Here is a 20,400-nt window from a genome sequence, read left to right on the forward strand (position 1 = left end):
GTTCAGTGGACCGGGTGCATGGTGCGGCGCAGCCAGGGCGCGGCGGCCGTCACGGCGAGGCCGGCGGCCACCGCGACGGCGCCGTTGACGCCGAAGTAGGCCGGCTTGGAGACGTCGTCGTAGAGCTTCACCGTCTGGGCCTGGATGCCGTTCGCGAGGGCGAGGGACAGGAACCAGAGGGACATCCGGTACGCGTCGTCGCCGTGCCCGCTGGTCGGCAGGACCATCAGCAGGAAGGACGGGCCGCCGAGCACGACGCCGATCGCGATCTTGTCGGAGGCGTGCGGCTGGCGGGGGCCCATGCGGACCCACAGCGCGGCGACCACGGGCGCGAGGGCGATCTCGAAGGCGCCGAGCGCGGACGGGTACCAGCTCGCGGGGAAGCCGAAGCCGAGGATGGTCGTCGCGGCGTTCGAGGCGGCCAGCAGCATCATCGTCGAATAGGCCTGGAAGAGAACGAAGTTGAAGACCGTGGAGGCCAGGAAGAGCACGATGTACGGGCGCAGTCGGCCGCGTTCCCCGGCGGTCACCCGGGGGCTCGTGAACATCACCGCGAAGTAGCCGACGGGCGCGACGACCGAGACGACCGTGAGCAGGTCCACGAACCGGCCTGTCGTCAGCCACCCGGCGACGGCGGGAGCGGTCGCGAGCACCGCCGCCACCAGGGCGCCCGCGACGATCAGCCGGACCGCGCGGCGCAGCGCGTCCGGCGCGAGCGCGAACTCGGCCGCGCCGCCGCGGCCCGCGAGGTGACGGCGGCCGGCGACGAACTGGATCAGCCCGAGGGTCATGCCGATCGCGGCGGCCGAGAAACCCCAGTGCCAGCCCTCGTGGTCGCCCAGCCAGCCGGTGATCAGCGGGCCCGCGAAGGCGCCGATGTTGATCGCCATGTAGTACAGCGCGAAACCGGCGTCCCGGCGCTCGTCGTCGGTGCGGTAGAGCTTGCCGACCATGGTGGCCGCGTTGGGCTTGAGCAGGCCCGTTCCGGCGCTGATCAGCCCGAGGCCGGCCCAGGTCGCGGTGCCGGTCGGGACGGCCATCGCGTAGTGCCCGCAGGCGATCAGGACACCGCCCCACAGCACCGCGCGGTACGGGCCGAGGACGCGGTCGGCGAGCCAGCCGCCCGCGACCGAGACGAGATGGACCAGCGTTCCGTAGGCTGCCGACACGGACGCGGCCGTTCCGGGCGACATGCCCATGCCGCCGTGCGCGACGGTGTCCGCGAAGTAGAGGACGAGGATGGCCTGCATGCCCAGGAACGAGAAACGCTCCCAGACCTCCAGCCCGGAGAGCGTGAGCAGCCCCTTGGGCCGGCAGAGGAAGGCACGGTCGTCCTCGGGAGGCGGCCGGCCGTCGGGCCCGGCTTCGAGCGCGGTACGGGACACGGTTCACCGCTTCCACCCGAGTCGATAAATATCCGTTCTTATCAGGTGATCAAAAACATACCGGTCATGATCCGTTACCGCCTGGGGTGGACGGGGTGGGCGGCATGGGTGATCGAATGCCGACCGGATACGCTGACTTGAGTGATGGCAGCGACCTATCGACAATCCGTGTGACCGCCCAGGGACACCAGCAGACAGGAGACCCCTCGTGACCGTCGTCGGGCCGTTCGGGCTGAGCGTGCGGGACCAGGCTCTGGAAGCCGATGTCCAGGCCGGAATGGCGGCAGTCGAGGAGGGTCTGCTCGAAGCCACCAAGAGCGAGGTGCCCTTCATCACGGAGGCCGCCCAGCATCTCGTGCGCGCGGGCGGGAAGCGGTTCCGGCCGCTCCTCGTGATGCTCGCCGCCCAGTTCGGCGACCCCTACGCGCCGGGTGTCGTGCCCTCGGCGGTCGTCGTCGAACTGACCCATCTCGCCACGCTGTACCACGACGACGTCATGGACGAGGCCGCCGTGCGCCGGGGCGTGGACAGCGCCAACACCCGCTGGGGCAACTCGGTCGCGGTCCTCACCGGCGACTTCCTCTTCGCCCGCGCCTCGCACACCCTGGCCGACCTCGGCCCCGAGGCGGTGCGCGTGCAGGCCGAGGCGTTCGAACGGCTGGTCACCGGCCAGATCCTGGAGACCGCGGGGCCCTCGGACGGGCGCGACCCGGTCGAGCACTACCTCGACGTGCTCGGCGGCAAGACCGGCTCCCTGGTCGCGGTCGCCTGCCGGTTCGGCGCCATGATGGCCGGCTGCGACGACACGGTCGTGGACGTCCTCACCCAGTACGGCGAGCGGCTCGGCGTCGCCTTCCAGCTCGCCGACGACGTCCTGGACATCGCCTCGGACGGCCACGAGTCCGGCAAGACCCCCGGCACGGACCTGCGCGAGGGCATCCCCACCCTCCCGGTGCTACGGCTCCGGGAGCGCGCGGACCGGCTGGGCCTGGCCGAGGACATCGCCCTGTGCGAACTCCTCGACTCCGACCTCACGGACGACGCCCGCCTCGCCGAGGCCATCTCCCGGCTCCGCGACCACCCGGCCCTGGAGCAGGCCCGCCGCGACACCGTCCGCTACGCGGAGGACGCCCGCGCGGCCCTCGCCCCGCTCCCCGAGTGCGACGCCAAGGTCGCCCTCCTGGAGATGTGCGACGCGGTGGTGCACCGCGCGGGCTGAGCGCGGTCAGTAGCCACCGACTCCTGAGCCGCTGCCCGAGTCACCGCCCGTGCCGCTTCCCGAGCCGCTTCCCGCGCGGCCGGAGGCGGTGGCCCTCGCCCCGGTCGGCGTCACCGCCCACCAGGTGCCGTCCACGCCCTGGCCATGGGCCTCCTTGGGCTTGTGGTCGTCGGCGTACCGGTACAGCGGCCAGCCGGCCAGGGTGAGCTGCGAGGTGCCGTCCGAGCGCTTCACCGTCGAGACGAGCTTCTTGTCGATGCCCTTGACGGTGACGGAGCCCTTGGCGGTCGCGGCGGGCCAGACCACGGCGCAGGTGCCGTAGCAGCTGACCTTCGTCGGGTGGACGGAGTCGGCGTCGAAGCGGTACAGGACGTACCCCTTGCCGTCGGTCACGACGGTGCCCACCTTGCCGACCTCGGCGGTCATCAGGGTCGACGACGTGCTGACGGCGGCGGCGGCCGGAGCGCCGGCCGAGGTGCCGCCCCCACTGCTTCCGCTGCTGTTTCCGCTGCCGCATCCGGCGAGTGCGAGTGCCAGGACCGCGGCGCCCGTGGCCGCGTATCCGGTGTATCCGGTGAGGTGCTGGATGGCGTGCATGGCGACCCCTTTGGTCGATGCTGTCTGCTGCCACCCATACGTACGGATTCGGGAGGGTTTCTACTCGATCCCGGTCAACTGACCTGCGCCAGGGGCGCCTTCCCCTAGGGGTTTCGGCGCGGCGCGGTCCGCGGGTGTCATACCCCAGGCGTACGCCGAGTTGCCTCCCGGGTCTGACGCTTATCCCCGGCGGATTTGGTCAGATGGAGAACACGGAAATCACCACTCCTCACCGATTCGGGTGAGAATGGCGGCACAGGGTGGGACGCGCAGAGGACGGACCGGCCGCCGCCGACGACGGAGGTAAGGCAGACATGGCACCGTACGAAACCGACGACAGCACGGACACCGGAGAGGCCGACGAGCTCCGGTCCGGGCGGCGCAGGGCGGCGCGGTACATCGTCCCGGTCACCGTGGTGGGGGTGGCGGCGGCGACGATCGGACTGGTCCCCGCACTGGCCGACTCCGGCGACCCCAGTCTCCCCAAGATCACCGCACAGCAGCTCCTCGACAAGGTGGCCAAGTCGGACGTCCAGCAGCTGTCCGGCACCGTGAAGATCAGCACGGACCTGGGCCTGCCCGACCTCGGCGGCCTGGAGAGCAGCCTGATGTCCGGCGCCACCAGGTCGGGCGACGGCTCCTCCGCCGACCCGACCGCCAAGCTCACCGAGCTGGCCACCGGCACCCACACCCTGCGCGTCGCGGCCGACGGCCCCGACAAGCAGAAGGTCTCCCTGCTGGAGAACGCGGCGGAGTACAGCCTCATCCACAACGGCAAGGACGTCTGGGGCTACGACAGCCAGTCCAACGAGGTCTACCACGCCACCACCTCCGTCGCCCCCGCCAAGAGCGACGAGACCAGGGCCACGCCCAAGGGCCTCACCGACGAGGCCCTGAAGTCCGTCGACGACACCACCTCGGTCACCGTCGACGGCACCGAGCACGTCGCGGGCCGCGACGCCTACAAGCTGCTGATCAAGCCCAAGCAGTCCGGCACGACGGTCGGCACCATCAGCGTCGCGGTGGACGCCAGGACCGGCCTGCCGCTCAAGTTCACGCTCACCCCGGCGAGCGGCGGCGCGGCCGTCGTCGACGTCGGCTTCACCCAGCTCAGCCTGGCCAAGCCGGCCGCCTCCACCTTCGACTTCAAGACGCCCAAGGGCGCGAAGGTCACCACGGAGAGCGGCGACAGCGCCTCGAAGACCACCCCGGCCCCGGACCACTCGACCCGGCCCGACAAGTCCGGCAAGCCCGGCAAGGACCTCGGCAAGAGCGCCGACGACCCGACGGTCCTCGGCAAGGGCTGGAACTCCATCGCCGTCTTCGACACCGGCGGCAAGGGCATCCCGTCCGGCTCCTCCTCCGGCTCCTCCGGCGGCGGCGACCTCGGCGGCTTCCTCAGCTCGCTCGGCGACCAGGTGAAGGGCTCGTTCGGCTCGGGCACGGTCTACTCGACCCGCCTGATCAACGCCCTGGTCACCGACGACGGCAAGGTCTACGTCGGCGCCGTCACCAAGAGCGCGCTGGTGAAGGCGGCCGACGCGGCGAAGTAAGTACCCTCCGGGGAACACGAGTCGGACGAATCGAGGGAGCCGATGGACGAACCGTCCGCCGAGCAGACGGAACGGGTGGAGACGGGTGACGGCATCATCGCCACCCGCGGTCTGACCAAGCGCTTCCGCGGCGGACAGCTCGCCGTGGACGGTCTCGACCTGACCGTCCCGGCGGGCAGCGTCTTCGGCTTCCTCGGCCCCAACGGCTCCGGCAAGACCACCACCATCCGCATGCTGATGGGCCTGATCGAACCCACCTCCGGCACCGCCCGCGTCCTGGGCCGCCCCATGCCGAGATCCGTCCGCACGGTCCTCCCGCACGTCGGCGCCCTGATCGAGGGCCCCGCCCTCTACGGCTTCCTCTCCGGCCGCGACAACCTCCTGCGCTACGACGCCGCCGACCCGACCGCCGACCCGCGCACCCGGCGGACCCGCGTCGCCGCCGCGCTCGACCGGGTCGGACTGACGGCGGCCTCCGGCAAGAAGGCCAAGGCCTACTCCCTGGGCATGAAGCAGCGGCTGGGCCTCGCCTCCGCACTGCTCCAGCCCCGCCGCCTGCTCGTCCTGGACGAGCCGACCAACGGCCTCGACCCGCAGGGCATGCGTGAAATCCGTTCCCTGATCCGGGAGTTGGCCTCGGACGGCACCACCGTCTTCCTCTCCTCCCACCTCCTGGACGAGATCGAGCAGGTCTGCACCCACGCGGCCGTGATGGCCCAGGGCAAGCTGATCACCCAGGGCTCGGTGGCCGAACTGGCGGCCGGGACGCGGGGCCGGCTGTTCGTCGCGACCCCCGACACCGGCGAGGCGGCACGGGTGCTGAAGGAACAGGGGCTGGCGGACGTGGTCGTGGCGGAGGAACGGGTCACGGCCGAGCCGCCGGACCGTGAACTCGCCGAGGTGAACAAGGCGTTGGTGACCGCCGGGGTCCGCGTCCGCGGCTTCGGCGTCGAACGGGCCTCCCTGGAGGACGCGTTCGTGGCACTCACCGGAGAGGGCTTCGATGTCGCAGGCTGACCTCGCCGTACGGGCGCCGCGCCTGATCTGGACCTTCGGACTGCTGCGCAGCGAGCTGGTGACCACGTTCCGCCGTTGGCGCACCCTCGCACTGCTCGCCGTGCTGGCCGCCGTCCCGATCCTGGTCGGCATCGCGGTCAAACTGGAGACGCGGGACGGGTCCGGGCCCGGCCGCGGGGACGGCGGGGGCGGGCCCGCGTTCATCGCGCAGATCACCAACAACGGTCTGTTCCTGGTGTTCACGGCCCTGGCCGCGACCCTCCCCTTCTTCCTCCCCATGGCCATCGGGGTCGTCGCGGGCGACGCCGTCGCGGGCGAGGCCAGTGGCGGCACCCTGCGCTACCTCCTGGTGGCCCCGGCGGGCCGGACCCGCCTGCTGCTCACCAAGTACGCGACGGTGATGACGTTCTGCCTGGTCGCGACCCTGGTCGTGGCGCTGTCGGCACTGACGGTCGGGGCACTCCTGTTCCCCCTGGGCGACCTGACGACGATCTCCGGCACCCAGATCAGCTTCGCGGAAGGACTGGGCCGGGCGCTGCTGATCGCGCTGGTGGTCGCCGCCTCCCTCATCGGCATCGCCGCCCTGGGGCTCTTCGTCTCGACGATGACGAGCAGCGGCATCGCGGCGATGGCGACGACCGTGGGCCTGCTGATCACCGTCCAGATCCTCGACCAGATCCCCCAACTGCACGCGCTCCAGCCGTACTTCTTCTCCCACTACTGGCTGTCCTTCGCCGACCTCATGCGCGACCCGGTCTACTGGGACGACCTGGTGAAGAACCTCGGCCTGCAAGCCCTCTACGCGGCGGTGTTCGGCTCGGCGGCGTGGGCGAGGTTCACGGCGAAGGACATCACGGCGTAGCGGTCAGGGACGTCGAGCAGTGGCGCCCGGCGGCCCGGCCCCCGGCGGCCTGGCGGCCCACTGGTCCGCTGCTCCGCCGTCAGCGGGCGTGTCGGTCGGTCGCCGTGAGCCGGATCAGGGCCTCGGTCTCCCGGGGCGGTCCCTCGCTCAGGTCGCCGAGCCGCCAGGCCGGTACCCAGGGCACCCGGTACACGTCGATCACCGACTCGATCGCCCTGACGTGCGCGGCGAGCTGCCGCGGCAGCCGCCCCGGAGCGTCCGCGACCAGGACCACCGCGTCGAGGTCGAGCCCGGCCGGGGCCGCACCGCGCCGGAACACCTCCACGGCCCGCGAGGCGGACGCCAGCCCGGCCGCGTGCGTACGGGCCACGAACAGCACCGACGGCGGGTCCTCGGGCCGGGGCCAGTCCCGTCCGCAGTCCTGGCCGCCGTAGAGCGTCGTGAGGGTGGTGACGCCGGCGCCGCCGTGGGTGGCCACCCAGGAGAAGCGGCGCGGGGAGGCGGGGATACTGGAGACGCGCTCGGGTGCTTCAGGTGCCCCCGCGTGCGGACCGTCCGCCACCGGTCCGCGGAGCCAGATCTCCGGCCCCCGCCGTTCACCTGTCTGCATGACCGAGCTCCTCCTTCGTGGCCCCCACCGGATCCTCACGGTCTCCGAACGGGCGCGACGGGTCCGGGAACTCCTGGGACGAGGCTGTGACGTCGCGGTGACCTGAGTACCGGAAGGGAACGGCGAGACTCAACAGTACGCGTACGAACGGATCTTGACGCTGGGGAGCGCCGGCCTGCTCCCCGACGCATGCTAGTGAGGGAACCGATGTCTCGACTCAGCCGCGAGAAGAAGCGGGAACAGAAGCGAGCGGCACGCTCGGCACCCGCGGCGTCACCCTTCGAGGTACGCGTCCCCGCGGACGGCCCGGGCGCGGGCGGCGCGTCGATCGGCGGCGTGCCGGTCACCGTGCCTCCCGGCGAGGAGGTCCAGCACGTGGTCCTGACCCACCTCCACCGCATCGCCACGGCCACCGGTCACCCCGTCCACGCCACGATCCACGACGACCGCATCGGTTACGTCGTCCCCCTCCAGATGGAACTGGACGGCTCCACCCACTTCACGGCGGAGCCGCAGGCGACGGGCGCTCCGACGGGGGTTCCGACAGGTGCTCCGGCGGGTCCTCCGCCGGGTTTCCCGCCGTCGCCGCCCGCAGTGGTCGTAGCCGATGCCGATGTGGCCGACGTGGCGGAGCCCGAGGACCGGCTTCCTGCCGGGGATCCGGTGACGCATCGGCTGCGGGCCGTGCGGGTGTCGGAGCCGGTGTCCGAGTCCGTGTCCGAGCCGGAGCACGAGGGCGGGGTGGCGGGGCCGGTGGTGCCGACGTTCCCGCTGCGGGCGGTGCCCGAGTCCGTGGGGGAGACGGCGCCCACTTTCCCGTTGTCCGCCGTACCGGAGTCGGCGGGGACCGGTGTGCCGCTCGGTTCGGTGCAGCCGCCGACCGGGCAGTTCGGCCCGCCGCCGAGCATGGACGCTCCGCCGCGACCCCTGCCCGCCCTCCCGCCGGTCGTGGACGCTCCGCCGGTCCCCGCCGCGCCCGTCCCCGCCGCACCCATCCCCGACCTCGCGCTCACCGCGCCCGAACCGGATCCCAAGCCGACGCCCGCCCGAGGGTTCGACGCGGTGGCCGAGGCCGTGCTCGGGGACGATCCGGTGGTGACCGCGGGGGAGAGCGCCGCGTTCCTCGCGGAGCCGATGGCCCGGATCAACGAGGCCGTGAAGGCGGGCCGGATCGAGGAGGCTGCCGGGCTCGCGGAACGGACCGTGGACGAGGCCGCCGGGGCCCTCGGGCCGGACCACTCCGAAGTGCTGCGGCTGCGCGAACTCACCGCCTACATCGCGTACTTGGCCGGTGACCCGGTCCGCTCCTTCCACCTCTCCCTCGACCTCGCCCACATCCGCCACCGCGCCCACGACGCCGAGGGCGCCTACGGCAACGTCCAGAGCGCGGCCACCGCCTGGCGGGCCGTGCGCGACCCCGGGCAGGGCCTGTCCCTCGGCCGCGCCCTGCTCGACCTGTGGACCGAACTCGCCACCGAGGACGGTCCCGCCGTGGAGGACATCGAGCAGCTGGAGTCCGCCCGCGCCCGCATGGGCCGCCTCACCGAACGCGCCCGCCGGACCACCGACTGAACCCGGTCGGTCGCCGGAAGGCCGTAGGAACGGCTGCGGGAACGGCCTACGACACGCAGAACTCGTTGCCCTCCGGGTCCGCCATCACCACCCACGCGCCGGCGGGCTCCGACACCCGGCGCAGCACGCTCGCGCCCAGCCCCGCCAGCCGTTCCACCTCGGCCTCGCGGCGTCCGTCCCCCGGATGCAGATCGATGTGCAGCCGGTTCTTGACGGTCTTCGCCTCCGGCACCCGCTGGAACAGCAGCCGCCGGCCGAGCCCGGTGCCGCGCTCCTTGTCGTACGGGTCGTCGGGATGTCGTACGGCCATCAGGTCGCGGAAGGCCGGGCGGCCGTGGAAGTCGACGGTCGCGGCGGCGGGCAACGCGCCGAGTTCCAGGAGCTGTTCGACGAGCGCGCTGTTGTCCTCGGCCTCGTAGTGCAGCGCGGCGGCCCAGAAGTCCGCCTGCGCGTGCGGGTCGGCGGCGTCGATGACCAGCTTCCAGTGCAGGGGGGTGGATGCGGAGGTCTGTGTCATGCCCTTCACTGTCGCACCCGGCACTGACAATCGCCCTTGAGGTTCGAGTCGCGCGCGTCCGTCGCGAGCGCCCGTCGCGCGCGCTGGGCTAGGCCTCCACCGGGTCCACCGGCTTCGGCTTCGGCTGCGGCCTCGGCTCCGAGTCCTGGTCCGCAGGAACTGCGACGGATGCGGCCGATACCGCCGCTGCCGCTGCTGCGACCTTCCCCCTCCGTGCCGTGCGCCACGCGTCCGTCGTCAGCAGCACCAGCGCCAGCCACACCAGCGTGAAGCCCGCCCAGCGCGCGGGCGGCATGGACTCGTGGAAGTAGAGGATGCCGAGCAGGAACTGGAAGACCGGTGCGAGGTACTGCAACAGGCCCAGCGTCGACAGCGGCACCCGGATCGCCGCCGCGCCGAAGCAGACGAGGGGGAGCGCGGTGACGATGCCGGTGGAGGCGAGGAGCGCGGCGTGCCCGGCGCCCTCCTGCGCGAAGGTCGCCTCGCCGTGCGCGCTCAGCCACAGCAGATAGCCGAGCGCGGGCAGGAACTGGATCGCGGTCTCGGCGGCCAGCGACTCGATGCCGCCGAGGTTGACCTTCTTCTTCACCAGACCGTAGGTCGCGAAGGAGAAGGCGAGACAGAGGGAGATCCAGGGTGGCTGCCCGTAGCCGACGGTCAGCACGATCACGGCGGCGAGACCGACACCGACCGCGGCCCACTGCGCCGGACGCAGCCGTTCCTTCAGGAGCAGGACGCCCATCGCGATGGTGACGAGGGGGTTGATGAAGTAGCCGAGCGAGGCCTCGACGACATGGCCGCTGTTCACGGCCCAGATGTAGACGCCCCAGTTGACGGTGATGAAGCCCGCGGCGATCGTGACGAGCCCCAACTTGCGCGGCTGGCGCAGCAGTTCGCCGATCCAGGCCCAGCGCCGGACCACGAGCAGCGCCACGACGACGAAGGCGAGCGACCACACCATCCGGTGGGCGAGGATCTCGGCGGCGCCGGCCGGCTTGAGCAGCGGCCAGAACAGTGGGACCAGGCCCCACATGCCGTATGCCGCGAAGCCGTTCAGCAGTCCTGTGCGGTGCTGTTCGCCCTTCGGCCTCCCGCTCACGGGCCCCTCCTTCGCGTGCCTGCCTGCCGGGCCGTCGCGTCCGTGCGGCCAGCACGAAGGTAACGCCGAGCACCCCCGCCTGTCATGCCCGTATCGCTATACGGTCATGACAGGCGGGGGTGCGGCTGTGTGCGGGGGGTGTCAGCCCTTGAGCGCGACCGCGATCGACTCGCTGATCGGCGTGGTCGGACGGCCGGCGAGGCGGGACAGGTCACCGGTCGCGACGACCAGCTCGCCCTTCTCGATGGAGGCGTCGACACCGGCGAGGATCGCGGCGAACGGCTCGGGCAGCCCGGCGCCGGTGAGTATCCCGATGAGGGCCTCGGCGGGGACGTTGGTGTGGGCGATCTCCTTGCCGGTCTGCCGGCTCAGCTCGGCCGCGTACTCGGCGAAACCCCAGGCCTCGTCGCCGCCCAGCTCGTACGTCTGGTTCTCGTGGCCCTCGCCGGTCAGTACGGCGACGGCGGCGGCGGCGTAGTCGGCGCGGGAGGCGGAGGAGACCCGGCCGTCACCGGCGGAGTTCACGACGGCGCTGTGCTCCAGGACGGGGGCCAGCTGCTCGGTGTAGTTCTCGTTGTACCAGCCGTTGCGCAGCAGGGTGTACGGCAGACCGGAGGCGAGCAGGGCCTCCTCGGTGCCGCGGTGGTCGTCGGCCAGGGCGGCGGTCAGGGAGCCCGGGGCGCTGGTGTACGCGAGGAGCGCGACACCGGCGGCCTTGGCGGCCCCGATGACGACCTTGTGCTGCTCGACGCGGCCCTTGTCGAACTCGTTGCCGGAGATCAGCAGCACCTTGTCGCCGGCGGCGAAGAGGGTGTCGAAGGTCTCGGGGGCGTTGTAGTCGGCGACCGCGATCCGTACACCGCGCTCGGCGAAGGCGGCGGCCTTCTCCGGGGTGCGGACCACGGCGGTGATCTGGTCGGCCGGAACCTTCTCCAGCAGCTGCTCCACTACGTGACGGCCGAGGTGTCCGGTGGCTCCGGTGACGACGATGCTCATGGGTGACAACTCCTTGTGGGGTGCGATGGCACTTACCCTAGGGGTTGCGCTAACTCTGCGAAAGTACCCACTTTGAAGTAAGGTACTGGCATGACGGTAAGTGACGAGGTGGCGACCAGGAACGCCGCGGGCGAGGCGATGTGCCCGTACCGCCTGGTGATGGAACACGTGACATCCCGCTGGGGCGTCCTGGTCCTGATCGAACTCCTCGACCGCCCGTACCGCTTCAGCGAACTCCGGCGGGCGGTCGGCCAGGTGAAACAGGTCAGCGAGAAGATGCTGACCCAGACCCTCCAGACCCTGGAACGAGACGGCTTCGTACACCGCGACGCCAAGCCGGTCATCCCACCCCGAGTCGACTACTCCCTGACCGCCCTGGGCCGCGAGGCAGCGGAACAGGTACGGGGGCTGGCGCTGTGGACGGAGACGCGGATGGGGGAGGTGGAGAAGGCGCGGGAGGTCTATGACTCGGCGAAGAGGGCGCTCTGAACAGGAGCGATGTCGTGTGCCCGGGGAGGCTGAGGGCATGTGCACGGCGCCAGGGGGCACACATGTGTCAGGGTGCTGGTCGACATGTGAGACCCAACCATCCATGCGCCCCCTCTCCGCCTCCCACTCCGCCTTGAGTTCCCGGGCACGCTTGGGGTGGGGTGCGCGACTGCTGTACCCAGCCTGCGTTTCCCCTGGTCGGATCGCGGGTCACCAGATCAGGGGGATGCCGTCACATGCCCACACGGAATTCGGCCGCGCGAAGTATCGGTTCTGCAATGGTGGCGGGGCTGGCCCGGCTGCGTTCTCCCTTCACTCGCGGTGCCGCCCGGCGCGACCGTCGGGACGAGTTCCGCGCGGAACTTCTGCGGCAATTGGCGCGCATGACCGAGGAGATGCACCGCGCCAACCTCATCCAGGAATACCGCATCGCCATGGAGCAGATGGACCGGACGATCGACGATCCTTCGCTGGCCGATGCGCGGAGCACGCTGGCCGGTATCTCCGAGGCCAAGCGCCGACAGATGATCTTCGCCAACCGTCAGTACGCGTCTCTCCTGCTGTCCTATCGCATAGGGACGTTCGGCTGGGGTGAACTCCTCGGTCACCTGAGGATTCTCTGTAGGAATTCACTTTTTGCGGAATATTGGGACCGGACGGGCGAGCATCGCAGAAGTCTTCCGGCCGACTCCGTGGAACGGCGGGTGGGTGAGGCCGTCGACAGCATTATGGAAGAGCTCGCGGATGATCCAGATGAATGGTGGGTTGTAGGGCATTTAGGGGAGCCGCCGTGCCCCTGACGTGCGGCATCACCCCGTGTGGTGTGGCACAATTAAAATGGCCGGAAAAATAACTCTTCCGACCGACAGAAGGCTCTCCGAGTGCTCAGCGATTATTCCGCAGCTGCTATCATCCGTCGCCTCGGAGACCCGCCTCGTATGAGGGGCAGTCACACCAACGAGACCTGCCCCGATCTATTCGAACTCAGTGACGGTAATTTTGCCGTTATTGGTACGGATCGCACCGAAGAACTCGATGCCCTTCTCCCGGCCGACGCCGCCCGAGCGGACTACGAGCGAATCGTCGTCATCACCCGTGACACATTGCTCCGCGCCAAGCGGGACATCCCCGACGCGTGACGTGAACGCACGTGAGGGCCTGGGCGTGCAGCCCAGGCCCTCACGGCTGTTTCGGGGACCGTCAGCCCACCACCGTCCAGGTGTCTCCGCCGGCGAGAAGCGCGGCCAGGTCGCCCTTGCCGTTCTGGACGATCGCGGAGTCGAGCTGGTCGGCCATCTGGGTGTCGTAGACCGGGCGCCGCACGGAGCGCAGGACGCCGATCGGTGTGTGGTGCAGGGTGTCCGGGTCGGCCAGGCGGGACAGGGCGAAGGCCGTCGTCGGTGAGGTGGTGTGGGCGTCGTGGACCAGGATCCGGGACTCGTTCTCCGGCGTCACGTCGACCACTTCCAGGTCGCCCGTGGCCGGGTCGCGGACCACGCCCCGCGCGCCCCCCGCGCCGAAGCGGATCGGCTGCCCGTGTTCGAGGCGGATCACCGCCTCCTCCGCCTGCTGGCGGTCCTTCAGGGCGTCGAAGGCGCCGTCGTTGAAGATGTTGCAGTTCTGGTAGATCTCCACCAGGGCCGTACCGGGATGGGCCGCCGCCTCGCGCAGGACCTGGGTCAGGTGCTTGCGGTCCGAGTCGATCGTGCGGGCGACGAAGGACGCCTCCGCGCCGATGGCCAGGGACACCGGGTTGAAGGGCGCGTCCAGGGAACCCATCGGCGTGGACTTGGTGATCTTCCCCACCTCGGAGGTGGGGGAGTACTGGCCCTTCGTCAGGCCGTAGATCCGGTTGTTGAAGAGGAGGATCTTCAGGTTGACGTTGCGGCGCAGGGCGTGGATCAGGTGGTTCCCGCCGATCGACAGGGCGTCGCCGTCGCCCGTGACCACCCAGACGCTCAAGTCCCGCCTGGACGTGGCGAGTCCGGTCGCGATGGCCGGCGCGCGGCCGTGGATGGAGTGCATGCCGTACGTGTCCATGTAGTACGGGAAGCGGGAGGAGCAGCCGATGCCGGAGACGAAGACGATGTTCTCCTTGGCGAGGCCGAGTTCGGGCATGAAGCCCTGCACGGCGGCCAGGATCGCGTAGTCACCGCAGCCGGGGCACCAGCGCACTTCCTGATCGGACTTGAAGTCCTTCATGGACTGCACTGCCTCGGCCTTGGGGACGAGTGAAAGCGCCTCGATCGTGCCCGTGCCTTCCGTGGACGTCTCAGCCATCGATGGCCTCCTTGAGAGCCGTGGCGAGCTGCTCAGCCTTGAACGGCATACCGTTCACCTGGTTGTACGAGTGCGCGTCCACCAGGTACTTCGCCCGGATCAGCGTGGCGAGCTGACCGAGGTTCATCTCGGGGATCACCACCCGGTCGTAGCGCTTCAGGACCGCGCCGAGATTCCGCGGGAAGGGGTTGAGGTGGCGCAGATGCGCCTGCGCGATCGACTCGCCCGCGCCCCGCAGGCGGCGGACCGCCGCGGTGATCGGGCCGAACGTCGAACCCCAGCCGAGGACCAGCGTCCGCGCGCCGTGCGGGTCGTCGACCTCCAGATCCGGTACGTCGATGCCGTCGATCTTGGCCTGACGGGTGCGGACCATGAAGTCGTGGTTGGCGGGGTCGTAGGAGATGTTGCCCGTGCCGTCCTGCTTCTCGATGCCGCCGATGCGGTGTTCGAGGCCGGGGGTGCCGGGGATGGCCCAGGGGCGGGCCAGGGTCTGCGGGTCGCGCTTGTAGGGCCAGAAGACCTCGGTGCCGTCGTCCAGGGTGTGGTTGGGGCCCTGTGCGAACTGGACGGTGAGGTCCGGGAGTTCGTCGATCTCGGGGATGCGCCAGGGCTCGGAGCCGTTGGCCAGGTAGCCGTCCGAGAGGAGCATCACCGGGGTGCGGTAGGTGAGCGCGATCCGGGCCGCCTCGATCGCCGCGTCGAAGCAGTCGGCCGGTGTGCACGGGGCGACGATCGGGACCGGCGCCTCGCCGTTGCGCCCGAACATCGCCTGGAGCAGGTCGGCCTGTTCGGTCTTGGTCGGCAGGCCGGTGGAGGGGCCGCCGCGCTGGATGTCCAGGATGAGGAGCGGGAGTTCGAGGGAGACGGCGAGACCGATCGTCTCGGACTTCAGCGCCACACCCGGGCCGGACGTGGTCGTCACCGCGAGGGAGCCGCCGAAGGCCGCCCCCAGCGCCGCGCCGATGCCCGCGATCTCGTCCTCCGCCTGGAAGGTCCGTACGCCGAAGTTCTTGTGGCGGCTCAGCTCGTGCAGGATGTCGGAGGCCGGGGTGATGGGGTAGGAGCCGAGGAAGAGGGGGAGGTCCGCCTGTTGGGACGCGGCGACCAGACCGTAGGACAGGGCGAGGTTCCCGGAGATGTTGCGGTAGGTGCCGGTCGGGAAGGCGGTGGCGGCCGGGGCGACCTCGTAGGAGACCGCGAAGTCCTCCGTCGTCTCGCCGAAGTTCCAACCCGCCCTGAACGCCGCGATGTTGGCCGCCGCGATCTCCGGCTTCTTCGCGAACTTCGACGTGAGGAACCGCTCCGTGCCCTCGGTCGGCCGGTGGTACATCCACGACAGCAGGCCCAGCGCGAACATGTTCTTGCTGCGCTCGGCCTCCTTGCGGGTCAGGCCGAAGTCCTTGAGGGCCTCCACGGTGAGGGTCGTGAGCGGGACGGGGTGGAGGCTGTAGCCGTCCAGCGAACCGTCGTCGAGGGGCGAGGCGGAGTAACCCACCTTCTGCAACGCCCGTTTGGTGAACTCGTCCGTGTTGACGATGATCTCCGCCCCGCGCGGGACGTCACCGATGTTCGCCTTCAGCGCGGCCGGATTCATCGCGACCAGCACGTTCGGCGCGTCGCCCGGAGTCAGGATGTCGTGGTCGGCGAAATGCAGCTGGAACGACGAAACCCCCGGCAGAGTGCCTGCGGGGGCGCGGATCTCGGCCGGGAAGTTCGGCAGAGTGGAGAGATCGTTCCCGAAGGACGCCGTCTCCGAGGTGAAGCGGTCGCCGGTGAGCTGCATCCCGTCACCCGAGTCACCGGCGAACCGGATGATCACCCGGTCCAGGCGGTGGACGTCCTTCACCCCCGCCGGTTTGCGTTGTTCCCCGACGACGGCACCGTCGGCCTGCTCCGCTGGGCTACTGACCTGGCTGGTCACTGAACTGGACCTCCTCTTCGAGGACGCTGTCCGGGCATGGTCGAACCGCCGACCCTCCCAGGATCAACCCTACGTCCGTAAGGGTCGCCTTCCTTGGGCCGTTCGCATGATGGACGCTGTTTTGAGACGGCCGGACGCCCTGACTTGTCATGACTTCTCGCCCCCCGACGCTTCTGGTGAAGACGCTCCTCTTGTGTTGTCCGGTTCTTGGGCTCGACTGAAACCGGACAACTGGTAGTGCTGGCGGTGAACGGCTGACACGGTGTCAGTTTGTCAGGAATTGAGGTAGGTGAGGACGGCCAGAACACGCCGGTGATCTCCGTCACTCTGCGACAGCCCCAGCTTCAGGAAGATGTTGCTGACGTGCTTCTCGACCGCGCCGTCGCTCACCACCAGCTGTCGGGCTATCGCGGAGTTCGTCCGCCCCTCCGCCATCAGCCCCAGCACCTCGCGCTCCCGCGGGGTGAGTCGCACCAGCACGTCCTGCTTGCGGCTGCGCCCCAGCAACTGCGCGACCACCTCCGGGTCCAGCGCCGTACCGCCCGAGGCCACCCGCACCACCGCGTCGACGAACTCCCGCACCTCGGCCACCCGGTCCTTCAGCAGATAGCCGACACCGTGCGTGGAACCGGCCAGCAGTTCGGTGGCGTAGCGCTCCTCCACGTACTGCGACAGCACGAGCACACCGAGACCCGGATGCGCCTTCCGCAGCTCGACCGCCGCCCGCACGCCCTCGTCGGTGTGCGTCGGCGGCATCCGTACGTCCGCGACCACGACGTCCGGCAGCGTGCCCTGGTCGGCCAGCTCGGTGATCGTCTTGACCAGCGCGTCCCCGTCACCCACCCCGGCCACCACCTCGTGCCCGCGGTCGGTCAGCAACCGGGTCAGACCCTCCCGCAGCAGCACCGAATCCTCGGCGATGACCACCCGCACCCTGTCCTCCACGATGTTCGGCCCCCCATTGCCCGCCCTGCCCGTCCACGCCCTGTCCGGGTCCGTCCGCACGACAAGTCCAGCATTCCAGTATTCGGACCCCGGTGCGTCGGGGCGAGCGGAATTCGGACCGGGCCTGGCTCCCGGAGGGGCGGAACGAACAGTGACTGCGGAACGAACAGTGATCGCGGAAGAAACAGTGACCGCGGAAGGAACGGTGACTGGGGAAAGGAGATCGCGGGCTACGGCTTTCCGCACGCCCGAGTCCCGATCACCGGGCACGGGCGGGAGCGCGGGGTGCGGGGTGCGGGATGAGGGATGCCGGGGGCTAAGGGGAGCCCCCGGCACGGGACAGGGGGCTCAGCCGCGCCAGGGGAGTTCCGCGGTGATCCGGGTCGGTCCGCCGGCCGGGGAGTCGACGACCAGGATGCCGTCCACCGCGTCCAGCCGGCCGGCGAGACCGGCCAGCCCGGAACCGCCGGAGGCATCCGCGCCGCCCACCCCGTTGTCCACGACCTGGAGCATCAGCCGGTCCTCCACCCGCCACACGTCCACCGCCGCCCAGGTGGCCCGCGCGTGCTTGCTGATGTTCTGGAGCAGTTCGGAGACGGTGAAGTACGCGATGCCCTCGATCGCGGCGGCCGGCCGCGAGGGCAGGTCCACGTCCACCTTCACCGGCACCGTGCAGCGCGAGGCGACCGAGGACAGGGCCGCGTCGAGCCCGCGGTCGGTGAGCACGGCCGGGTGGATGCCGCGCGCCAGGTCCCGCAGCTCCTGCAACGCCGTCTTCACCTCGCCGTGCGCCTCGCCCACCATCCGCGCCGCCGCCTCCGGGTCCTCCGCCAGCTTCTCCTTCGCCAGCCCCAGATCCATGGCCAGCGCCACCAGCCGGGCCTGCGCCCCGTCGTGCAGATCCCGCTCGATGCGCCGCAGGTCCGCCGCCGCCGTGTCGACCACGACCCCCCGGTCCGACTCCAGCTCCACCACCCGCGTCGCCAGCCTCGACGGGCCGAGCAGCCCGTGCACCATCACCCGGTCCACCGTCGTCAGCGCCCGCACGATCCACGGCGTGGCCAGCGTGAACAGCAGTCCCACCAGCGCGGTCACGGTGATCTCGAACGGGTTGTCCAGGTAGATCCGGTGCTGCGCGTCGCCGTAGAGCTGAAGGCCGCCCTGGCCGCCGTACATCGGGAACACCCAGAACCACAGCGGGTACGTCAGCAGCGCCCAGCCGTAGGCCCAGAAGGTGAGGGCGACGACGAAGGAGAAGACCGCCCAGGGGAAGTGCAGGACGGCGTAGAGCAGGTTGCGCCAGGACGTGCCGGACTTCAGGACGGCGCCCATCCAGGCCATCGGGCCGTTCTTCTTCGTCCGCAGCGGCTCGGGGTCGGCGATGTCCAGGTCGAGCAGCCGGCGGGCCCGCGCCCGCTCCAGCGCGCCGAAACCGCGGCAGCCCGCCAGCGCGCCCGCCAGCACCGGGACCCCGAGGAACGTGACCAGCAGACCCGCGCCCAGCGCCACCATCGTGACCGCGTACGTGAAGAGCAGGACACTGATCGGCAGGCTCAGCAGGACGTAGCCGAACTCGCGCCAGCTGCGCGCCGCGAACGGCGCGCGCAACGCGGCCGGCAGCCGGTGCCCCGTCCGCTCCCCGGCAGCGACCGCCCCGCGCGATCGGTACTCCGGCCCGTACCCCTGTCCGTAGTCCTGCCCGAACTCCGTGGCCATCGGCGTAGTCCTGTCCTAGTCGTCCGCCTGCTCGCGCAGTCGGGTGGTTTCCGCAGCCGTGCTGTCGTACCTCCAGACTGCTCGGCCGCAGGTCCGGGGACCATGGAGGCCGTCGGCGTCCTCGGAGGGGGGTTTTCCCTACCCCCCGGCTGCCCCGACTGCCCCGGCTGGCCCTGGCTGCCCGGCTGCCTTGGCTGTCTTCCTCGCTCAGCCCCGCCCCGGTTCGGCGGTCCGCTCGCGCCAGGGCAGTTCGGCGGTGACCGTCGTGGGACCGCCGGGCGGGGAGTCCAGGACGAACAGGCCGTCCACGGCGTCCAGCCGTTCGGCGAGGCCGCGCATCCCGGTACCGCCGTCGAGGCGCGCGCCGCCGCGGCCGTCGTCCCACACCTGGATCAGCAGCCGGTCGTCCGCCCGCCACACGTCCACCGACGCCGAACGGGCCCCACTGTGCTTGCTGATGTTCTGGAGCAGCTCGGACACGGTGAAGTACGCGATGCCCTCGATGGCGGCGGCTGGGCGCGCACCCAGTTCGGCCGTCACCTTCACCGGCACCGTGCAGCGCGAGGCGACCGAGGACAGGGCCGCGTCGAGCCCGCGGTCGGTGAGCACCGCGGGATGGATGCCGCGCGCCAGGTCCCGCAGCTCCTGAAGCGCAAGCTTCACCTCGCCGTGCGCCTCGTCGACCATCGCGGCGACATGCTCGTCGGCCTGGCCTTCGAGCAGCTTCTCCTTGGCCAGCCCGAGCCCCATGGCCAGATTCACCAGCCGGGCCTGTGCCCCGTCGTGCAGATCGCGCTCGATGCGCCGCAGGTCGGCCGCGGCCGTGTCGACCACGACCCCCCGGTCGGACTCCAACTCGGCGATACGGCGCTCCAGTTCGTCCGAGGGCGAGAGGAGACCGCGCACCATCGCCCGGTCCGCGTTCGCCAGCCCGCGCGCGATGAACGGCAGCACCGGCCACAGCACCACCAACGAGACCAGCGTGACCGTGAACGTCACGATGCCCCACGGCAACCGCATCCCGTCGTACAGCACCGTCCGCCAGCCCACCGGGTCCTTCAGCGCCATCCACACCCGTTGCAGCAGCCCGCCGCCCTTGCGCAACGGCAACGGGCTCGGCTCCTCGATCCGCACCCCGAGCAGCCGCCGGGCCCGCCCCCGCTCGAACCTCCCGATCAGCCGCGCGCCCATCAACCCCAGCGCGAGCAGCGGGAACCCGACCACGGTCACGGTCAGCCCGGCGCTCATGGCCAGCATCGTCACCACATAGACGAAGCCGAACACCGACACCGGCAGATTCGTCAGAAGGTGCGCGATCTCCTTCCACGTGTGTCTGTCGTAGGCGAAGCGGGCCGGCGGCAACGGCTCGTCGAGCTTGTCTCCGCCGGATGCCGCCGGGTCGGCGTAGGGGATGCGTACGGTCATATGGGCCAGCGTGCCGCGCGGGCGGCCCCGGCGCCATGAGGTCCGCCGCCCCGATTCCCGGGGGAAAACCCCACCACCGTGTCCCTTCCGGCATTTCGAGCGGATCTCAAGCCGTGACGGGCTGCTTACCACCCCTTTAACAGGGCCTAGACTCCCGTGCGTACACATCGTCGAACACAGAGTTCACACGGGTCACC

Annotated in this window: 19 protein-coding genes; 8 read left to right on the forward strand and 11 right to left on the reverse strand. The window is 70.6% G+C overall.

Annotated elements, in window-relative coordinates; translation table 11 throughout:
• Positions 1 to 2: 2 nt before the first annotated feature.
• On the reverse strand, positions 3 to 1,385 hold the full coding sequence (locus ACIQPR_RS35395; RefSeq protein ID WP_403656909.1) for a peptide MFS transporter: 1,383 nt from the start codon (positions 1,383 to 1,385) through the stop codon (positions 3 to 5).
• 208 nt (positions 1,386 to 1,593) lie between these two features.
• Between ACIQPR_RS35395 and ACIQPR_RS35400 the strand changes: the two genes are divergently transcribed.
• The gene (locus tag ACIQPR_RS35400; RefSeq protein ID WP_403656911.1) at positions 1,594 to 2,604 is read left to right on the forward strand and encodes a polyprenyl synthetase family protein; all 1,011 of its coding nucleotides are present in this window, start codon (positions 1,594 to 1,596) and stop codon (positions 2,602 to 2,604) included.
• Positions 2,605 to 2,610: 6 nt separating this feature from the next.
• Here ACIQPR_RS35400 and ACIQPR_RS35405 read toward each other — a convergent pair whose 3' ends face one another.
• Positions 2,611 to 3,201, reverse strand: a complete 591-nt coding sequence (locus ACIQPR_RS35405) for a hypothetical protein (RefSeq protein WP_403656914.1) — start codon at positions 3,199 to 3,201, stop codon at positions 2,611 to 2,613.
• A gap of 314 nt (positions 3,202 to 3,515) precedes the next feature.
• Here ACIQPR_RS35405 and ACIQPR_RS35410 point away from each other — a divergent pair, with 314 nt between their 5' ends.
• From ACIQPR_RS35410 to ACIQPR_RS35420, 3 genes are read left to right on the forward strand one after another with little or no spacing between them, the layout of a single operon-like run.
• Positions 3,516 to 4,754, forward strand: coding sequence for an outer membrane lipoprotein carrier protein LolA (locus ACIQPR_RS35410; protein ID WP_403656917.1), 1,239 nt, complete (start codon positions 3,516 to 3,518; stop codon positions 4,752 to 4,754).
• Between the two features lie 42 nt (positions 4,755 to 4,796).
• On the forward strand, positions 4,797 to 5,771 hold the full coding sequence (locus ACIQPR_RS35415) for an ABC transporter ATP-binding protein (RefSeq protein ID WP_403656919.1): 975 nt from the start codon (positions 4,797 to 4,799) through the stop codon (positions 5,769 to 5,771).
• Complete coding sequence (locus ACIQPR_RS35420; protein ID WP_403656922.1) at positions 5,758 to 6,633, forward strand: ABC transporter permease; 876 nt, start codon at positions 5,758 to 5,760, stop codon at positions 6,631 to 6,633. Before ACIQPR_RS35415 ends, ACIQPR_RS35420 begins: the two co-directional genes overlap by 14 nt.
• A gap of 79 nt (positions 6,634 to 6,712) precedes the next feature.
• Here the strand turns inward: ACIQPR_RS35420 and ACIQPR_RS35425 are convergent, their stop codons facing one another.
• Positions 6,713 to 7,243, reverse strand: a complete 531-nt coding sequence (locus ACIQPR_RS35425) for a DUF6668 family protein (protein ID WP_403656925.1) — start codon at positions 7,241 to 7,243, stop codon at positions 6,713 to 6,715.
• Positions 7,244 to 7,450: 207 nt separating this feature from the next.
• Between ACIQPR_RS35425 and ACIQPR_RS35430 the strand changes: the two genes are divergently transcribed.
• On the forward strand, positions 7,451 to 8,815 hold the full coding sequence (locus ACIQPR_RS35430; RefSeq protein WP_403656928.1) for a tetratricopeptide repeat protein: 1,365 nt from the start codon (positions 7,451 to 7,453) through the stop codon (positions 8,813 to 8,815).
• A 46-nt stretch (positions 8,816 to 8,861) separates the two neighbouring features.
• On the opposite strand, the gene ACIQPR_RS35435 is transcribed toward ACIQPR_RS35430, so the two are convergent.
• The 3 genes from ACIQPR_RS35435 to ACIQPR_RS35445 form a co-directional block, all read right to left on the reverse strand.
• The gene (locus tag ACIQPR_RS35435; RefSeq protein ID WP_403656931.1) at positions 8,862 to 9,332 is read right to left on the reverse strand and encodes a VOC family protein; all 471 of its coding nucleotides are present in this window, start codon (positions 9,330 to 9,332) and stop codon (positions 8,862 to 8,864) included.
• Positions 9,333 to 9,420: 88 nt separating this feature from the next.
• Entirely contained in the window at positions 9,421 to 10,431 is a 1,011-nt protein-coding gene (gene rarD / locus ACIQPR_RS35440; RefSeq protein WP_403656934.1) for an EamA family transporter RarD, read from the reverse strand.
• Between the two features lie 141 nt (positions 10,432 to 10,572).
• The gene (locus ACIQPR_RS35445) at positions 10,573 to 11,427 is read right to left on the reverse strand and encodes an SDR family oxidoreductase (RefSeq protein ID WP_403656937.1); all 855 of its coding nucleotides are present in this window, start codon (positions 11,425 to 11,427) and stop codon (positions 10,573 to 10,575) included.
• Positions 11,428 to 11,517: 90 nt separating this feature from the next.
• Here ACIQPR_RS35445 and ACIQPR_RS35450 point away from each other — a divergent pair, with 90 nt between their 5' ends.
• The 3 genes from ACIQPR_RS35450 (at position 11,518) to ACIQPR_RS35460 (ending at position 13,055) form a co-directional block, all read left to right on the forward strand.
• Positions 11,518 to 11,916: a winged helix-turn-helix transcriptional regulator gene (locus ACIQPR_RS35450; RefSeq protein ID WP_403656940.1), complete on the forward strand. Its 399-nt coding sequence runs from the start codon at positions 11,518 to 11,520 to the stop codon at positions 11,914 to 11,916.
• A 236-nt stretch (positions 11,917 to 12,152) separates the two neighbouring features.
• Positions 12,153 to 12,716, forward strand: coding sequence for a DUF6082 family protein (locus ACIQPR_RS35455; protein ID WP_403656943.1), 564 nt, complete (start codon positions 12,153 to 12,155; stop codon positions 12,714 to 12,716).
• Positions 12,717 to 12,854: 138 nt separating this feature from the next.
• A complete protein-coding gene (locus ACIQPR_RS35460; protein ID WP_262063703.1) occupies positions 12,855 to 13,055 on the forward strand; it encodes a hypothetical protein in 201 nt (66 codons plus the stop codon).
• A 61-nt stretch (positions 13,056 to 13,116) separates the two neighbouring features.
• Here the strand turns inward: ACIQPR_RS35460 and ACIQPR_RS35465 are convergent, their stop codons facing one another.
• From ACIQPR_RS35465 to ACIQPR_RS35485, 5 genes are all read right to left on the reverse strand, one after another.
• Complete coding sequence (locus tag ACIQPR_RS35465; RefSeq protein WP_403656946.1) at positions 13,117 to 14,196, reverse strand: 2-oxoacid:ferredoxin oxidoreductase subunit beta; 1,080 nt, start codon at positions 14,194 to 14,196, stop codon at positions 13,117 to 13,119.
• Positions 14,189 to 16,117, reverse strand: a complete 1,929-nt coding sequence (locus ACIQPR_RS35470; protein WP_403656949.1) for a 2-oxoacid:acceptor oxidoreductase subunit alpha — start codon at positions 16,115 to 16,117, stop codon at positions 14,189 to 14,191. The genes ACIQPR_RS35465 and ACIQPR_RS35470 overlap by 8 nt, the downstream gene beginning before the upstream one ends.
• Before the next feature lie 273 nt (positions 16,118 to 16,390).
• Entirely contained in the window at positions 16,391 to 17,050 is a 660-nt protein-coding gene (locus ACIQPR_RS35475; protein WP_403657330.1) for a LuxR C-terminal-related transcriptional regulator, read from the reverse strand.
• Between the two features lie 360 nt (positions 17,051 to 17,410).
• On the reverse strand, positions 17,411 to 18,778 hold the full coding sequence (locus ACIQPR_RS35480; protein WP_403656952.1) for a sensor histidine kinase: 1,368 nt from the start codon (positions 18,776 to 18,778) through the stop codon (positions 17,411 to 17,413).
• 207 nt (positions 18,779 to 18,985) lie between these two features.
• A complete protein-coding gene (locus ACIQPR_RS35485; RefSeq protein ID WP_403656955.1) occupies positions 18,986 to 20,203 on the reverse strand; it encodes a sensor histidine kinase in 1,218 nt (405 codons plus the stop codon).
• Positions 20,204 to 20,400: the final 197 nt, after the last annotated feature.

It is taken from the genome of Streptomyces sp. NPDC091280, from assembly GCF_044768565.1.
In the GTDB taxonomy this organism is placed as follows: Bacteria; Actinomycetota; Actinomycetes; order Streptomycetales; family Streptomycetaceae; genus Streptomyces.

Coding starts and splice junctions, on each gene's coding strand:
- ACIQPR_RS35410 (WP_403656917.1), top strand. CDS start 3,516: ATGGCACCGTACGAAACCGACGACAGCACGGACACCGGAGAGGCCGAC.
- ACIQPR_RS35460 (WP_262063703.1), top strand. CDS start 12,855: ATGAGGGGCAGTCACACCAACGAGACCTGCCCCGATCTATTCGAACTC.
- ACIQPR_RS35425 (WP_403656925.1), bottom strand. CDS start 7,243: ATGCAGACAGGTGAACGGCGGGGGCCGGAGATCTGGCTCCGCGGACCG.
- ACIQPR_RS35405 (WP_403656914.1), bottom strand. CDS start 3,201: ATGCACGCCATCCAGCACCTCACCGGATACACCGGATACGCGGCCACG.
- ACIQPR_RS35455 (WP_403656943.1), top strand. CDS start 12,153: ATGCCCACACGGAATTCGGCCGCGCGAAGTATCGGTTCTGCAATGGTG.
- ACIQPR_RS35430 (WP_403656928.1), top strand. CDS start 7,451: ATGTCTCGACTCAGCCGCGAGAAGAAGCGGGAACAGAAGCGAGCGGCA.
- ACIQPR_RS35450 (WP_403656940.1), top strand. CDS start 11,518: ATGACGGTAAGTGACGAGGTGGCGACCAGGAACGCCGCGGGCGAGGCG.
- ACIQPR_RS35420 (WP_403656922.1), top strand. CDS start 5,758: ATGTCGCAGGCTGACCTCGCCGTACGGGCGCCGCGCCTGATCTGGACC.
- ACIQPR_RS35465 (WP_403656946.1), bottom strand. CDS start 14,196: ATGGCTGAGACGTCCACGGAAGGCACGGGCACGATCGAGGCGCTTTCA.
- ACIQPR_RS35435 (WP_403656931.1), bottom strand. CDS start 9,332: ATGACACAGACCTCCGCATCCACCCCCCTGCACTGGAAGCTGGTCATC.
- ACIQPR_RS35480 (WP_403656952.1), bottom strand. CDS start 18,778: ATGGCCACGGAGTTCGGGCAGGACTACGGACAGGGGTACGGGCCGGAG.
- ACIQPR_RS35415 (WP_403656919.1), top strand. CDS start 4,797: ATGGACGAACCGTCCGCCGAGCAGACGGAACGGGTGGAGACGGGTGAC.
- ACIQPR_RS35485 (WP_403656955.1), bottom strand. CDS start 20,203: ATGACCGTACGCATCCCCTACGCCGACCCGGCGGCATCCGGCGGAGAC.
- ACIQPR_RS35445 (WP_403656937.1), bottom strand. CDS start 11,427: ATGAGCATCGTCGTCACCGGAGCCACCGGACACCTCGGCCGTCACGTA.